Annotated in this window: 16 protein-coding genes; 7 read left to right on the forward strand and 9 right to left on the reverse strand. The window is 61.8% G+C overall.

Features of this window, described 5'->3' with window-relative positions:
* Positions 1–128 precede the first annotated feature (128 nt).
* The 3 genes from G7047_RS28920 to G7047_RS28930 all read right to left on the reverse strand — a co-directional run bounded on the left by G7047_RS28920 (position 129) and on the right by G7047_RS28930 (position 2,322).
* Entirely contained in the window at positions 129–530 is a 402-nt protein-coding gene (locus G7047_RS28920) for a DUF883 family protein (RefSeq protein WP_166311719.1), read from the reverse strand.
* 106 nt (positions 531–636) lie between these two features.
* Positions 637–801, reverse strand: a complete 165-nt coding sequence (locus G7047_RS28925; RefSeq protein ID WP_166071004.1) for a DUF1328 domain-containing protein — start codon at positions 799–801, stop codon at positions 637–639.
* A gap of 180 nt (positions 802–981) precedes the next feature.
* On the reverse strand, positions 982–2,322 hold the full coding sequence (locus G7047_RS28930; protein WP_240939308.1) for a CHASE3 domain-containing protein: 1,341 nt from the start codon (positions 2,320–2,322) through the stop codon (positions 982–984).
* Between the two features lie 161 nt (positions 2,323–2,483).
* Between G7047_RS28930 and G7047_RS28935 the strand changes: the two genes are divergently transcribed.
* Positions 2,484–3,116 carry a response regulator transcription factor gene (locus G7047_RS28935; protein ID WP_166311720.1) on the forward strand — a complete coding sequence of 211 codons (633 nt, stop codon included), beginning with the start codon at positions 2,484–2,486 and terminating at the stop codon, positions 3,114–3,116.
* A gap of 203 nt (positions 3,117–3,319) precedes the next feature.
* Here G7047_RS28935 and G7047_RS28940 read toward each other — a convergent pair whose 3' ends face one another.
* From G7047_RS28940 to gpmA, 4 genes are all read right to left on the reverse strand, one after another.
* Complete coding sequence (locus tag G7047_RS28940) at positions 3,320–3,718, reverse strand: response regulator (protein ID WP_166311721.1); 399 nt, start codon at positions 3,716–3,718, stop codon at positions 3,320–3,322.
* Positions 3,719–3,859: 141 nt separating this feature from the next.
* Complete coding sequence (locus tag G7047_RS28945; protein WP_166311722.1) at positions 3,860–4,630, reverse strand: molybdopterin-synthase adenylyltransferase MoeB; 771 nt, start codon at positions 4,628–4,630, stop codon at positions 3,860–3,862.
* A gap of 82 nt (positions 4,631–4,712) precedes the next feature.
* Positions 4,713–6,152 (reverse strand): S41 family peptidase, encoded by a 1,440-nt coding sequence (locus G7047_RS28950; RefSeq protein ID WP_166311723.1) that lies wholly within the window; start codon positions 6,150–6,152, stop codon positions 4,713–4,715.
* Between the two features lie 271 nt (positions 6,153–6,423).
* Positions 6,424–7,167, reverse strand: coding sequence for a 2,3-diphosphoglycerate-dependent phosphoglycerate mutase (gene gpmA, locus G7047_RS28955; RefSeq protein WP_166311724.1), 744 nt, complete (start codon positions 7,165–7,167; stop codon positions 6,424–6,426).
* 73 nt (positions 7,168–7,240) lie between these two features.
* On the opposite strand from gpmA, the gene G7047_RS28960 reads away from it, so the two are divergent.
* The 5 genes from G7047_RS28960 to G7047_RS28980 all read left to right on the forward strand — a co-directional run bounded on the left by G7047_RS28960 (position 7,241) and on the right by G7047_RS28980 (position 10,763).
* Positions 7,241–7,648, forward strand: a complete 408-nt coding sequence (locus tag G7047_RS28960; protein WP_166311725.1) for a rhodanese-like domain-containing protein — start codon at positions 7,241–7,243, stop codon at positions 7,646–7,648.
* A 76-nt stretch (positions 7,649–7,724) separates the two neighbouring features.
* The gene (gene grxC / locus G7047_RS28965; protein WP_166311726.1) at positions 7,725–7,985 is read left to right on the forward strand and encodes a glutaredoxin 3; all 261 of its coding nucleotides are present in this window, start codon (positions 7,725–7,727) and stop codon (positions 7,983–7,985) included.
* A 101-nt stretch (positions 7,986–8,086) separates the two neighbouring features.
* The gene (gene secB / locus G7047_RS28970; protein WP_166311727.1) at positions 8,087–8,536 is read left to right on the forward strand and encodes a protein-export chaperone SecB; all 450 of its coding nucleotides are present in this window, start codon (positions 8,087–8,089) and stop codon (positions 8,534–8,536) included.
* Positions 8,537–8,661: 125 nt separating this feature from the next.
* Complete coding sequence (locus G7047_RS28975) at positions 8,662–9,672, forward strand: NAD(P)H-dependent glycerol-3-phosphate dehydrogenase (RefSeq protein ID WP_166311728.1); 1,011 nt, start codon at positions 8,662–8,664, stop codon at positions 9,670–9,672.
* A gap of 308 nt (positions 9,673–9,980) precedes the next feature.
* Positions 9,981–10,763 (forward strand): tyrosine-protein phosphatase, encoded by a 783-nt coding sequence (locus G7047_RS28980; RefSeq protein WP_166311729.1) that lies wholly within the window; start codon positions 9,981–9,983, stop codon positions 10,761–10,763.
* A 12-nt stretch (positions 10,764–10,775) separates the two neighbouring features.
* On the opposite strand, the gene lysA is transcribed toward G7047_RS28980, so the two are convergent.
* Positions 10,776–12,023, reverse strand: a complete 1,248-nt coding sequence (lysA, locus tag G7047_RS28985) for a diaminopimelate decarboxylase (RefSeq protein ID WP_166311730.1) — start codon at positions 12,021–12,023, stop codon at positions 10,776–10,778.
* A gap of 106 nt (positions 12,024–12,129) precedes the next feature.
* Here lysA and G7047_RS28990 point away from each other — a divergent pair, with 106 nt between their 5' ends.
* Positions 12,130–13,062, forward strand: a complete 933-nt coding sequence (locus G7047_RS28990) for a LysR family transcriptional regulator (RefSeq protein WP_166311731.1) — start codon at positions 12,130–12,132, stop codon at positions 13,060–13,062.
* Here G7047_RS28990 and G7047_RS28995 read toward each other — a convergent pair.
* A complete protein-coding gene (locus G7047_RS28995) occupies positions 12,966–14,252 on the reverse strand; it encodes an MFS transporter (RefSeq protein ID WP_240939309.1) in 1,287 nt (428 codons plus the stop codon). The two genes, G7047_RS28990 and G7047_RS28995, sit on opposite strands and share 97 nt — an antisense overlap.
* Positions 14,253–14,344: the final 92 nt, after the last annotated feature.

Below are 14,344 nucleotides of genomic sequence, written 5' to 3' on the forward strand. Positions count from 1 at the left end.
CGAAAAATGTGGAATGAAAAAGCAGTGAGATCGACGGGTGATGCGTACCTGATTCAACGTTTCTGATCGCATGCTTTGTCGAGGGGGCGGTGACCAGTGTCGATCACGACGCTGGTCACGGGGCTGTGTCAGCGATCGTCGCCGCGACCGCGTGCCAGCATTACCAGCACGGCGGCGGCGGCACCCGCTGCGGCAGCGATCACCAGTGATTTGGCGGGTTGCTCCTGCACATACTGGTTGGTGGCATCCGCTGCCTGATGAAACTGTTTGCGTGCGCGCTGGCTGGAATCTGCCATGTAGTTGATTCCGCGATTGGCGAATTCCTGGGCGCGAGCTGCCAGATCTTCAATGCGCGAACTTGCGCGCAATTGCTCGTCCCATTCGTCCAGCTTTTCTTCGGCCTGATCCAGCGCCTTGTTGGCGGCGCGGCGTGTGCTGTGAGCCGCTTCCTTGGCGGAGTCCAGCGCATCCTCGGCAGCGCCCTTGGCGGCGTCGGTCACTTGTTCGGCAGCCTTGTGCAAATCGCTCATTGAATGTCCTTTCGTTGTTGTTCTGCAAGGGTGCAAGCTCCTCGCGGCGTGCACTTGCAGTGAAGGGTTGGAGACTGGATATTGCAATCCGTTCCCCGACTCATTGTCACTTGCGGTTGATCAGTCCCATGACAAAGGTGATGACCGCAATCACGATGAAGACGAAGAACAGTATTTTGGCAATACCGACTGCGCCGGAGGCAATGCCCCCAAATCCAAACAGGGCCGCCACCAGTGCAATCACCAGAAATACTACTGCGTAATGAAGCATATTCACATCCTTGCAAAGGTATCGTCTCAAGCTGTCGATATCGACAGCACATGAAACAACTTTATGGCAGTGATGTGTTGCGGCTCGCCGGTATCGGGCGCTTGCGCTTGTAGGAGCAGGGCTGACAGCGCGCTCAAGGCGAGAGCGGGGGAGACGCGAAGCGAATCGGGACGGCGCCCGTCAGGTGCTATGCGGCAGCGTGGCTGATACCAGCGTTCCCTCGCCGGGGTTGGAGGTCACGGTAAGACGACCACCAGCTGCCTCCACACGGTGATGCATGCCGGCAAGTCCGTGCGCGGTGGGCGAGACCATGTGCGTATCAAATCCCGAGCCGTTGTCGCGCACCTGCACGGTGACATGCGTGGGATAGTCATGCACGGTAATCAATACTCTGCCGGCGTTCGCATACTTGCCAATGTTGGTGAGCGATTCTTGTATCAGTCGGTAAACAGTCAGCTGCATCGAATCGGAAAGTTGCACCGGCTCGAGGTTGACTTCCACCGCGATTTTGGAGCGCTCGGCAAACTCGTGCGTGAGGATTTCCAGCGTTGCGGTGAGCCCGAGATTGGACAGGGATGAGGGGCGCAGATCCTCGATGATACGGCGCTTGAGTGCGATGACACCGTTGAGTGTTTCCACCAGGTGATTGAGGCGCTCGGAGATTTCTGGCTGTTCGAGGTTCACGCGTGATCGCAGCCGTGCCACATCGAGCTTGGCGGCGGTGAGCAGAGCGCCGAGCTCATCATGCAGCTCGCGCGCCAGATGGCCGCGTTCTTCTTCTCGTACCTGCTGAAGGTGCGTGGCGAGCTTGCCAAGCGAAGCGGTGCGGTCCCGCACCAGTTGCTCGAGTTGACTGCGCTCGCGGGCCTGCACTTCCTTTTCTCGCTCGTTCGCATCTTGCAAAGCCTCGGCCTTGCGAAGATACATGTAGAAAGCCAGCAGGCCGATGACCGCAACCACGGCGATGCCGATGCGCGAGAGCGTGAGCGAGTGCATGATCTCGTTGTTGCTGACCTCGGCACGTTGAATGGTGCGTTGGATCATACGGTCCGAGGTCGCACGGATGGCCTCCATGTGCTTGAGGCCGATGTCCGTGGTGACCACGAATTTCCAGGCATCCTCATTGCCGTTGCGTCGCAGTTGCAGGCTCAGGTCCAGCTCGGAGATGCGCCGCGCGATCTGGTTGGACAGTTCAGTGAAGTCGCTGCTGTCCTCAGGCAAGCCCTGGAGCAGGCCATGCAGTTCGTTGATGTTGCGCTCGATGGATTTGGCGCTTTCCGCATAGGGCTCGATGTATTGGGCATTGCTGGTCAGCAGATAGCCGCGCAGTCCACTTTCGATGCTGAGCATCTCGCGCACCAAACGATCCAGTGTGCGACGCGTTGCCTGGGCTTGCTCCAGACGCTGGACGGCGGTGTGTGAGCCGAAATATCCAACCTCATTGACCGCCACCAACACGACTGCGGCCAACAAGGCCAGCAGCATGTTGAACGACATTCTCGTGAGGGGAAACTTGCGCATGAATGTTAATCCTCGTAACACTATTCAAAGAAACACCTATAACGTCGCGCTTAACCATGGCATCATTCAATTGACTTGGCTATATATTGCGAGGCAATAGTAGTCGCTATTTCATTCATCGAATGAGTGGCCGTTGCTGTTCTCATTCAGAAAGTACGAGAATGATCAGAGTTGGAATCGTGGACGATCACGCGATTGTCCGGTCGGGTTTGAAGCAGTTCTTGTCGGAGCACGTTGATTTGCGCGTTGTCGGGGAGGCCGCGAATGGTCGCGAAGCCATCGATCTGATTCGCGCGCATGAAGTCGATGTGCTGGTGATGGATCTGGCCATGCCGGGGCAGAGCGGCATCGATGCGCTCGCCATGCTGCGGGCCAAGGCGCCCAACATGGGCATACTCATTCTGAGCGGCTATCCCGAAGAACACTACGCGATCAACCTGATTCGCCAGGGCGCGAGCGGTTATCTCAACAAGGAATGCGACCCCAAGGAAATCGTCGAAGCGATCCGCACCATTGCGCTGGGTCGTCGCTATCTCACGCCCGCCGTGGCGGATCTGCTCGCACAGCAGCTCAACCGCAAGGACAATGCGCCGCCGCATGAGCAGCTTTCAGAGCGCGAGTTTCAGGTGTTTCTGAAGCTGGCACGGGGGGAGACAGCAGGGGATATTGCGAAGGCGCTCTCGCTGAGCGTGAAGACGGTGAGTACCTATCGCACCCGTCTCATGGAAAAGCTAGGACTCTCCTCCAACAGCGATCTCACCTACTACGCTCTTAAAAACAAGCTCATTGATTGATCTTTGCTTTCACGAAGCTTCTGGCTCCGCGGGCTGGTTGTTTGGGGGCTGCAATACAGGCCCTCATGCGTCGTTGCGACGCTTTGCCGTATACAACCTGCTGTCTGCGGCTACGCGTCTAGCCTGAGGGCAAGTCTTTCGGTTGAGGTGGTTGATCGAGTCTCGCTGGCGCTTCCGTGGTCTGATGGTGGGAGCCTGTCCTTTCAGGACAGTTTGTGCGGTTCTACGTGGGTGCGGCCGTGCTCTATGCAGTAGTCGACCAAGGCCTCGATTTCGTTGGATTTGTCGAAGACGGCATCGACTCCCAATTGCGCGCAGCGCATGCGCACGTCGGGGGTGGCGTAGTTGCTCAGCACAATCATCTTCTGGGTTTTGTTGCGCTTGCGGCAGGCTTCCAGAACGCCGAGGCCGCTGCCCTGACGCAGGAACAGATCGATGATGGCGAGGTCCCAGCCTGCGGGGTTGGAGGTCAGCCAGGCTTTGCCGGCGTCTTCGGTTTCGGCCGTGCCGATGGCTTCGACATGGGCGAGCTCTTCCAGCGTACCTATGAGGTTTTCGCGAATCGTCGCGTTGTCTTCAACAATGTAAGTGCGCAATTTCACGTCTGCCCAAATGAAGTCGATATCCAGTTCGATCGCGTTCTTTTTGCAGGCCATGACATGGCGAAACGCGCAGTGGTTACTTTACGTGTCTGCTGCATGACATTTTGCCAGTGCTCGCAGGCTTGGTGCGTCGGAAAGCGCCTACTTATGCGCGCCAGCGGCTGAGGCACCGCAAACTTTGCATTCGGGGTCACGTGCGGCGCGCATCTCAGTCCAGTGCATGCTGCGCCCGTCGAGCATCAGCAAGCGTCCGCTGAGCGAGGTACCTGCGGTTTTGACGATCAGCTTGAGCGCTTCGGCCGCCTGCATCGAGCCGATGATGCTCACCATTGGCGCAAATACTCCCATGGTCGAGCATTGCACTTCCTCGAACACGTCGTCTGGTGAGAACAGGCAGGCGTAACAGGGCGACGTTTCCTGCCGGGGATCGAAGACGCTGATCTGGCCGTCCATGCGGATGGCCGCGCCCGACACCAGCGGCTTGCACGCTTGCACACAGGCGGCGTTGATCGCGTGGCGTGTCTGGTAGTTGTCGGTGCAGTCGAGCACGACGGTGGCGGACTGCACGAGCTGCGCAAGTGCCTCTCCATCCACGCGCTGGCGGACGGTGCGCACGTCCACATCCGGATTGATGGCCAGCATGGCGACTTTCGCCGACTCGACCTTGTCCATGCCCACGCGCTCGGTGGTGTGGGCGATCTGGCGCTGCAGGTTGGTGAGGTCCACTTCATCGTCGTCGACCAGCGTGACGGTGCCCACGCCCGCCGCTGCAAGAATCAACGCGACGGGCGAGCCCAGCCCGCCTGCACCGATCACGAGGGCATGCGCGGCAAGAATGCGCTCTTGGCCCTCGATACTGATGTCGTCGAGCATGATGTGGCGGGAATAGCGCAGGAGTTGGTCGTCGTTCATGGGCTTGCTGTCGTCATCAAGAAAAAAGGCCGGAGGAACCGGCCTTTTTTGCAGTCAACGCATTGTCGTCTCCGTCAAAGCGTCATTCGTCCTTCTTCACTTCGGGGCGCTCGGTCTTGGACTTGCTAGCCAGCACGGTGACGCCGCGCAGCTGGTTGATGGCCTGATTGAGCTGGAAGTCCTTGTCGGAGCCGAACTCCGGCAGGCGGTCCTTCTTGGCCTTTTCCTTGTCCTTGGACTCTTCTTCCAAGCGTTTCATGGCTTCCTCGCGCGCCTTTTCGCGTGTGGCGTCCTTGGTTTCTTCGCCTTGACCGCTGGAGAGATGCTTCTCCAAGTCGGCTTCGCGTGGGCGCAAGGAGGCGTACAGGTCGCCATCGGGGGTCTCGTCAACCCACACGTCGGGCACGATGCCCTTGGCCTGGATCGAGCGGCCGCTTGGCGTGTAGTAGCGCGCTGTGGTCAGCTTGATGCCGGTGTCCGGGCCGAGCGGACGCACGGTCTGCACCGAGCCCTTGCCGAACGTCTGTGCGCCCATGACGGTAGCGCGCTTGTGGTCCTGCAGCGCCCCGGCCACGATTTCGCTGGCGGACGCCGATCCTTCATTGACCAGCACGACCAGTGGCACCTTCTTGAGGGCGGCGGGCAGACTGCGCAGCGGATCGCTGCCGCGACGCGCGTAGTCTTCGGGAGAGGCCTTGAAGTTCGACTTGCTCTCGGGCAACTGGCCGTTGGTGGTCACGACGGTCACGTTCTCGGGCAAGAAGGCTGCCGAGATTGCCACGGCCGCGTCGAGCAGACCGCCTGGGTCGTTGCGCAGGTCGAGGACCATACCCTTGATGTTGGGGTCCTGCTTGTACAGGTCGTCCACCTTGCGCACGAAGTCGTCGACTGTGCGTTCTTGGAACTGCGACAGGCGGACCCAGGCGTAGCCAGGTTGGACCATCTTGGCCTTGACCGACTGGGTCTTGATCTCTTCGCGCGTGATGGTCACGGGGAAGGTGCGGCTTTCATCCTTGCGCAGGATGGTCAGCGTCACCTTGGTGTTGGGTTCGCCGCGCATTTTCTTGACGGCATCGTTCAGCGACAGGCCCTTGACGGCCGTGTCGTCGATCTTGGTGATCAGGTCGTTGGTCTTGAGACCGGCGCGATCGGCGGGCGAACCCTCGATGGGCGAAACGATCTTGATCAGGCCGTCTTCCTGCGTGATCTCGATGCCGACGCCCACGAAACGGCCGCTGGTGCCCTCGCGGAATTCCTTGAAGGACTTCTTGTCGAAATACTGGGAATGGGGATCAAGGCTGGAGACCATGCCGGAGATGGCATCGGTGATCAGCTTGCGGTCATCGACCTGATCGACGTAATCGGTCTTGATCAGACCAAAAACCGCCGACAGTTGCTGGATTTCCTCCAGGGGCAACGGAGTCATGCCGCTGCGCGCCACCGTCTGCAAGGACACTGTGGTGAGTGCGCCCGCGAAGACGCCAACGGAAATCCAACCTGCTATTTTGAGTTTTTGGCCCATATATATGTCACCTCGACCGAACTATGTACATCTTAGTGCGGTATTGACCTCGGACAGTTCCCGGGGTTCCATTGACTGACAACTTATTGCGCCCCGTGTGGCGGGTGGCAACGTCGAATGCCCTCGATGCGCTCGATTGCTGGCGGCCTGTGAATGCCTGCTGACGATCGGACGCGAAGAAGACATTGTGACGCAAGGTGAGGCTTTTCCCTCAGCAATCAAGGTTTCTTCACATGCGCCGGTCGGAAATCCAACACCGGCGCGCGAAAGATCAGGCTTTTCCTTGTGAAGCCACGGCTGCTGCGGCCTTGGCGGCGGCTTCGGCGTCGCCCAGGTAGTAGTGGCGGATCGGCTTGAGGTTGTCGTCGAGCTCATACACCAGCGGGATGCCGTTGGGGATGTTGAGGCTGACGATGTCGTCGTCCGAAATATTGTCTAGATACTTCACCAGCGCGCGGATGGAGTTACCGTGCGCAGCGATCACCACGCGCTTACCCGAGCGGATTGTTGGGGCAATGCTGTCATTCCAGAAGGGCAGCACGCGGGCCACGGTGTCTTTCAGGCACTCGGTGAGCGGAATCTGCGCTTGGTCGAGACCGGCGTAGCGGATGTCGCCGCGCTCGCTGCGTGGGTCGGTGGCCTCAAGTGCTGGAGGTGGCGTATCGTAGCTGCGGCGCCAGACGAGCACCTGTGCGTCGCCGTATTCTTTGGCCATGTCGGCCTTGTTCAGCCCCTGCAAACCGCCGTAGTGGCGCTCGTTCAGGCGCCAGCTGTGCTCGACGGGCAGCCAGGTGCGATCCATTTCATCCAGCGTGTGCCAGAGCGTGCGGGTGGCACGCTTGAGTACGCTGGTGTAGGCCAGATCGAACTCGTAACCGTCGGCCTTCAGCAGGCGACCGGCATTCTTTGCCTGCTCGACGCCTGTCGGTGTGAGATCGACATCGGTCCAGCCGGTGAAGCGATTCTCAAGATTCCAAGTGGATTCGCCGTGGCGAATCAGTACCAGTTTATGCATGGGTTACCCTCGAAGGAACAGGCCAAAACCCGTCATTCTAGAATTACGGGGTTTGCCAAACCCAAGGACGTTCGTGAAATTCATCTTAGACAACTGGTATTTGATCCTCATTGCGCTGATTTCGGGCGCCTTGCTGCTGGTTCCCATGATCAAGGGGGCGAGCGCCGGTTCGCTTTCGACCGCTCAGGCGATCCAGCTGATCAACCGCGAAAAGGCAGTGGTTATCGATGTGTGCGAACCTGATGAATTCGCGGCCGGTCATGTGAAGGGCGCGAAGAACGTGCCGCTCGGCCAGCTCGAAGAAAAGCTGCCGCAGGTCGTCAAGAACAAGGCGCTGCCGGTGATTCTGGTGTGCGCCAAGGGCCCTCGCGCCAACCGCGCTGTGGGCGTGGCCAAGAAACTGGGCTACGACAACGCGCAGGCGCTTGCGGGCGGTCTGGTGGCGTGGCGTGACGCTTCGCTGCCGGTTGAAAAGGCCTGAGAACTCTGAGCTGCCTCCACGTGGGGCTTGCTCAGCCAAGGCCCCGCGCCACAACTACAACTGAAAGGAACACCCCATGCCAATCGTCAAGATGTACACCACCGCTGTTTGCCCCTACTGCATCCGCGCCAAGCAGATCCTGAAATCCAAGGGGGTGGAGCATATCGAGGAAGTCCGTGTGGACACCAATCCCGATGAGCGCATGAAGATGATGGAAATCACCGGCCAGCGCACCGTGCCCCAGATTTTCATCGGCGAAACCCATGTGGGTGGACACGATGATCTCGTCGCGCTCGATGGACGTGGCGGTTTGATGCCGCTGCTGCAAGGCGCGTAAAAAATTCTGGCGATGTCTCCGCACATTGCATAATGGATTGTTTCGCCCGGGGAGTTGTTTCCCGGGCGATCTATGTTTCAGACTGAAAGACCCAACCGACCATGGCGACCGAAGATACCCCAGTGTTCCAGATTCAACGCGTTTATCTGAAGGACCTGTCCCTGGAGCAGCCCAACTCTCCGGCCATCCTGCTGGAGCAGGAACAGCCCAACGTGGACATCCAGCTTGGCGTGGAAGCCAACCCCGTGGCCGAAGGCATTTTCGAAATCGCCGTGACCGCCACCGTGCAGACCAAGATCAAGGATAAGACCGTGTTCCTGGTTGAAGCCAAGCAAGCCGGCATCTTCGAAATCCGCAACATTCCTGAAGACCAGATGGGTGCCATCGTCGGCATCGCCTGCCCACAGATCGTGTATCCGTACCTGCGCGGCAACGTAGCGGACGTGATCACCCGCGCGGGCTTCCCGCCCGTGCACCTGGCCGAAATCAACTTCCAGGCCATGTACGAGCAGCAGCAAGCCGCTGCCCAAGGCAACACCACCGCTCAGTGATCCATCACTGACCGCTGAAAGCACACTGATCCCCGCGAATGGCTCCGGCCTTCGCGGGGATTTGTTTTTTCCGGGCAGTGGTTTCTTCACCTAGGTGCCACGGAACTCTTGTTATTCTTCGCGCCATGAAGATTTTCGTCATCGGAGCCGGGGCCTGGGGCACGGCAATCGCCATGAGCGCCGCGGGTAGTGCGGGCCAGCATTCAGTCAAGCTTTGGGCGCGTGATGCGGCGCAGGCCGCACAGATGCAGGCCGAGCGCGCCAACACTCGCTATCTCAAGGGTGGCAGCTTTCCCGCGTCGCTCGAAGTCGTGAGCGGTGATGTCGCGCCCCATGTGGAGGATGCCGATATGATCGTTCTGGGCACGCCGATGGCGGCCCTGCGCGAATGGCTGGTGCGCCTCTCCGAAGTGAAGGTACCAGTGGTCTGGCTCTGCAAGGGCTTTGAGGCCGTTGCCGCCGGTGCGCCCGAAGGCGCGGTCGGCCTGATGGCGCACGAGGTCTGCAGGCAGGTCGCGCCCGATCTGCGCAGCGGCGTGCTCAGCGGCCCGAGCTTTGCCGACGAGGTTGCGCGCCAGCAGCCCACGGCGCTGGTCGCGGCGAGCGCGCATGCCGATGTGTCCGAGTTGCTGGTCACGGCCTTCCACAGCGAGGCCATGCGTGTCTACGCGAATGGAGACATCGTCGGCGTCGAGGTCGGCGGCGCGGTCAAGAACGTGCTTGCGATTGCCACAGGACTGTGCGACGGTTTGCAACTGGGCCTGAACGCCCGTGCAGCGCTGATCACGCGCGGGCTGGCGGAGATGACGCGCCTCGGCATGGCCCTCGGTGCGCGCGCCGAAACCTTCATGGGGCTCTCGGGTTTGGGCGATCTGGTGCTGACCGCCACAGGCGACCTGTCGCGCAACCGCAAGGTCGGCCTGCTGCTCGCCAAGGGCATGACGCTGGAGGAAGCGGTTCGGTCGCTCGGCCATGTGGCCGAGGGCGTCTACAGCGCGCGCACGGTGCTCGCGCGGGCACGTCTGCTGGGCGTGGAAATGCCAATCACGGAAACCGTCGTGGGTCTGCTCAATGGCGAGCTTGCCGTTGGCGATGCGGTGCAGACGTTGATGACGCGCGACCCGCGCGGGGAGTGAAACGAGCGAGCGCGCGCCGAATGCCCAAGTGAATCGATGGGGATTTGGGCGCTTGATTTTGCGCAACTCCCTGTCGTCAAAGGCTTTTCCGTAGCCTAAATCGGCTTTTGTCAAAACATAGGCTGAATTGCCTTGCCGGAAAACCTGCTTCAGTAGATTCTCCGCCCCCAGCAAGCGACACCCAATAGTCGCGGTTGAGCGAGGGATTTCGAATGAATAGTCGGCAAAATAACTTTCTTTTCGCGCGAAATGCGCGCATTTATCGTCGCAGCATATTGGGGCTCATCGGGCTGGGATTGGTGCCGCCCTTGGCATTCACCGCCATCGTGTCCTCCCGCAGTCAGCGCACGGAGCACGACGGGCTGCCCACGGTCCAGGTGCCCTTGCTGCATCTGCCGTCCATCCACAATTTCCGGGACGTGGCGGGCGTCGATGCGCAATTGCCTTATCGCAATGTGCACGGCGTGGCGCTGCGCACCAGAACGCTGTACCGCTCGGGCTGGCTCAGCGCCGACGATGCCGACGCGCGGCGGCTGCGTACGCTCGGGGTGGATGTGGTCTACGACCTGCGGCCGCAGGATCAGCGCCGCAGCCAGCCCGACCGGGTGCCGCAAGGGGTCGAATACGTGCCACTGTTTCAGGTGGCGGCATCATCATCGTCCGCACCGCGTGTGGAGCAGGTAGCAGCCCCGGAGAGCATGGAGGACCGCATGCGTTTCTTTGTGTCGGATCAGGGCATTCGCACGCGCACCGTCTTTTTGCTGGAACAGATGGCCCTTGTGGACGGCGCTCAAGTCTTTCACTGCGCTCAGGGCTGCGATCTCACCGGCTGGGTCACCGCGCTATTGCACACTGTCGCCGAGCTGCCGCAGGACGTCATCATGCGGGACTACCTGCTAAGCAACGAGCGCCTCAAAAGCGACACGGATGGTGAAGCACAACCGGCGGCCGTGCAGGCAAGCTACCTGCAGGCCGCCTTGCACGAAGCCACGACGCGCCATGGGTCGGTGCAGCGTTTCATCACCGAAGGCCTGCGGCTCAGCGAAGAGACCCAGCAGCGGCTGCGCGCCAAGCTGCTCACGCAGACCTGACGCGCTCGTCGATTACAAACCCAGCTCCAGCGCCAGCAGCTCTTCCACCGTCTGGCGGCGGCGGATCAGGCGGGCCTTGCCTGCGTCCACCAGCACCTCAGCGGCGAGAGGGCGCGTGTTGTAGTTGCTCGACATCGACGCGCCGTAGGCACCGGTGTCGTTGATCACCAGCAGATCACCGACACTGGCGCCCGCGAGTTCGCGAGGCAGCACCACGCCGCCGTCGCCCTGGGTGAACACATCGCCCGATTCGCAGAGCGGCCCCGCCACCACGCTGGGCGCGGCGGGCAGTTCCTTGCCGTCGCGGCGCAGCACCTGCATGGCGTGAAAGCTCCCGTACATGGCGGGGCGCATCAGTTCGTTGAAGCCGGTATCGACCAGCACGAAGTGGTTGTTGCCCGCGTTCTTGGTCGCGCGCACGGTGCCCAGCAGCACGCCGGACTCGGCCACGAGGAAACGGCCCGGCTCGATCTCGAGCCCGAGTGCATGACCGACGATGGCCTCGGCCTGCTTGCGCGCGGCGTCCCACAGACCGTGGTAGTGCGCGGTGTCGATGGTCGCTTCGCCATTACGGTACGGAATCGACAGGCCACCGCCCGCCGAGATCGCATGCAGATCGTGGCCCGCGTCCTTGGTGGCCTGCACCAGCTTGACCATCGCGCCGCAGACTTCCTGCAGATGCCCGTAGTCCACACCCGAGCCGATGTGCATGTGCAGTCCGGCCAGCACCAGACCGCCCGCGCGGATCGCGTCGAGCGCGGCCAGCAGGTCGGTGTGCCAGATGCCGTGCTTGCTGTGCTCGCCGCCGGTGTTGGTCTTGTTGCTGTGGCCGTGGCCGAAGCCGGGGTTGATGCGCAGCCACACATGGTGGCCGGGCGAGGCCTCGCCCAATTGCGTGAGCATGTCGATGGAGCCGGCGTTCACCGGCACCTTGTGCTCGACCACGGTGGCCAGCGTTGCCTCATCCATCACGTCCGCGGTGAAGACGATGTCGCTCGGCTCGCCGAAGCCCGGCTTGAATCCGGCGGCAATGGCACGCAGGATCTCGCCGCGTGAGACCGAATCCACCTTTACCCCCTGGCCGCGCATCAGTCCGAGGATGTGGATGTTCGAGCAGGCCTTCTGTGCGAAGCGGATGGTGTCGAAGCGCTTCAATTGCGCGATGCGCGCGCGGATGGTGTTGGCATCGTAGACCCACAGCGGGGTGCCGAATTCATCGGCCAGTTGCCAGAGTTGGGCGGAGGAAAACGGATTGCTCATGGTGTGGAGATCTCTGTGTAGTTGGGGCGATCATCGCTGATGGAGGGTATTTGGTCGAATACTTTGATTTTTCATGTCCATCCATTTCTGATATGGTTTGCACACCATGTCCAGCACACCCACCAGCGCCGCTTCGACCGAAGATTCGCGTATCGGCCATCGCCACATCGAAGTCTTCCGCGCCATCATGCTTGCGGGCGGCGTGACGGGTGCAGCACGGTTGCTCTACACCTCTCAGCCCACAGTCAGCCGCGAACTCGCGCGGCTCGAGTCGCTGCTGGGCTATGCGCTGTTCGAGCGGGTGCAGGGCCGTCTGCGCGCCACAGCCAAGGCGCTGTCGCTCTGGGACGAGGTGCAGCGCAGCTGGCAGGGGCTCGATCATGTGGTCGAGCACGCGCTGGCGCTCGCGCAGCCGAATCATTCGCACATCAGCGTGCTGAGCATGCCTGCACTGAGTCACGCGCTGCTGCCCGGCGCACTGGCGCGACTGCAGCAGGCGCACGGTCCGCTCGCGCTCAGCGTGGCGAGTCAGGATGGTCCGCTGCTGCTCGAATGGATGTCGGCCCAGCGCTTCGACATTGGGCTCACCGAGCAGTGCGACGCGCCGCCCGGCACGCGCGCCATCGCGCTACCCGCCGTTGACGAGGTGGCTGTGATGCCAGCCGCCCATCCGCTGGCGAAGAAAAAGCGCCTCAAGGCCACGGACTTCGCGGGCCAGCCGTTCATTAGCCTGGCGCGCGACGACGTCTACCGCCAGCGCATCGATGCCGAGTTCGCGCGCGCCGGTGTCGAGCGTCAACTCCTGCTCGAAGCTCACAGCGCCATCGCCATTTGCGCGATGGCGCAGCACGGCCTCGGCATCGCCATCGTCAACCCGCTGACCGCGCGGGCCTGCGAGGGCGAGCAGCTCGTCGTGCGGCCACTCGCGTTTTCAATTCCGTTTCAGGTGCAGGCGCTGCTGCCGCTGCACCGGCCTGCGGTCGGTGGGGTCGATGCGCTGCTGGCCGCGCTGCGCTCCGAGGTCGCAGCGTCTGCCTGACGGCTGACCCCGCGCGTCGTCCACCAGAACACCAGCGCGAGCAGGCTGATCAGCGCCCCAAGCAGACACACGCCGAGCCACCCTGCATGCGCAAAGGTGACCGTGGTGGCGATGGCGCCGAGCCCGCTGCCCACCGCGTAGAACAGCATGTACAGACCGATGAGGCGGCTCTGTGCCTGCGGCCTATCGCGCAGAATCATGCTCTGGTTGGTGACATGCAGCGCCTGCCCGCCAAGGTCCAGCAACACAATGCCCACGACCAGCGCCCAGAGCGAGCACTCCATCAACGCGAGCGGCCACCAGGCCAGCAGCAGCATGACGAGCGCCGCCGCACTGGTGCGCTGCGCAAGTCCCGCATCCGCCCAGTGCCCCGCCCGCGAAGCGGCCAGCGCGCCCACCGCGCCCACTAGTCCGAACGCGCCGATGGTGGCGTGCGAGAACGCGAACGGCGGAGCACGTAGCGGCAGCACCAACGCGCTCCAGAAGATGTTGAACGCCGCGAACATCAGTAGCGCGAGCATGCCGCGCACTTGCAGCACGCGGTCCTCGCGCAGCAGCGTGAGCATGGAGCGGATCAACTGCGGATAGCTCGCTGGATTCAAATGGCCTTGCGCCAGTCGCGGCAGGTGCAGCCATAGTGGAACGGCCATCGCGAGCATCAACACCGCTGCGCAGAAATACACGCTGCGCCAGCCAGCGATCTCGGTCATCCCGCCCGAGAACACCCGCGCCAGCAGCAGGCCGATGAACACGCCGCTTTGCGCCGCACCCACGACCCGACCCTGCTCCTGCGGCGGTGTGGCTCCGGCGGCATAGGCGATCAATCCCTGCGTCATCGCCGTGCCCAGCAGCCCGACTGCGAGCATGCCCACGAGCAGCATCGTTGTGGACTGCGCCACGCCCACGAGCACCAGCGCGCCGACCAAACCCAGCAACTGCAGGCTCATGAGCTGTCGTCTGTCGACCCGATCACCCAGTGGCACCAGAAGCAGCAGGGCCAGCGCGCAACCCGCCTGCGTCGCGCTCACCACTGCACCGATAGCCGCGTGGCCGATGCCGAAATCCTGCGCCAGCGCATCGAGCAGCGGCTGCGCAAAGTAGACGTTCGCCACGCTCATGCCGCTGGCCACGGCGAACAGCAGGACGAGTGCGCGCGGCATGGGCGCGTCGGGAGTCGAGGGGGGTGTCATGATCCGCTTTTCAATCCGGTTTCAAAATAAAACCAGTTGTATGCTAGGCGATCCAGTTTTAAAATGCAACCGATATCCCTGTGCCCAATGCG

The organism is Diaphorobacter sp. HDW4A, from assembly GCF_011305995.1.
Lineage (GTDB): Bacteria > Pseudomonadota > Gammaproteobacteria > Burkholderiales > Burkholderiaceae_C > Diaphorobacter_A.

Coding starts and splice junctions, on each gene's coding strand:
- G7047_RS28920 (WP_166311719.1), bottom strand. CDS start 530: ATGAGCGATTTGCACAAGGCTGCCGAACAAGTGACCGACGCCGCCAAG.
- G7047_RS28945 (WP_166311722.1), bottom strand. CDS start 4,630: ATGAACGACGACCAACTCCTGCGCTATTCCCGCCACATCATGCTCGAC.
- grxC (WP_166311726.1), top strand. CDS start 7,725: ATGCCAATCGTCAAGATGTACACCACCGCTGTTTGCCCCTACTGCATC.
- secB (WP_166311727.1), top strand. CDS start 8,087: ATGGCGACCGAAGATACCCCAGTGTTCCAGATTCAACGCGTTTATCTG.
- lysA (WP_166311730.1), bottom strand. CDS start 12,023: ATGAGCAATCCGTTTTCCTCCGCCCAACTCTGGCAACTGGCCGATGAA.
- G7047_RS28995 (WP_240939309.1), bottom strand. CDS start 14,252: ATGACACCCCCCTCGACTCCCGACGCGCCCATGCCGCGCGCACTCGTC.
- G7047_RS28990 (WP_166311731.1), top strand. CDS start 12,130: ATGTCCAGCACACCCACCAGCGCCGCTTCGACCGAAGATTCGCGTATC.
- G7047_RS28935 (WP_166311720.1), top strand. CDS start 2,484: ATGATCAGAGTTGGAATCGTGGACGATCACGCGATTGTCCGGTCGGGT.
- G7047_RS28930 (WP_240939308.1), bottom strand. CDS start 2,322: ATGCGCAAGTTTCCCCTCACGAGAATGTCGTTCAACATGCTGCTGGCC.
- G7047_RS28925 (WP_166071004.1), bottom strand. CDS start 801: ATGCTTCATTACGCAGTAGTATTTCTGGTGATTGCACTGGTGGCGGCC.
- gpmA (WP_166311724.1), bottom strand. CDS start 7,167: ATGCATAAACTGGTACTGATTCGCCACGGCGAATCCACTTGGAATCTT.
- G7047_RS28950 (WP_166311723.1), bottom strand. CDS start 6,152: ATGGGCCAAAAACTCAAAATAGCAGGTTGGATTTCCGTTGGCGTCTTC.
- G7047_RS28975 (WP_166311728.1), top strand. CDS start 8,662: ATGAAGATTTTCGTCATCGGAGCCGGGGCCTGGGGCACGGCAATCGCC.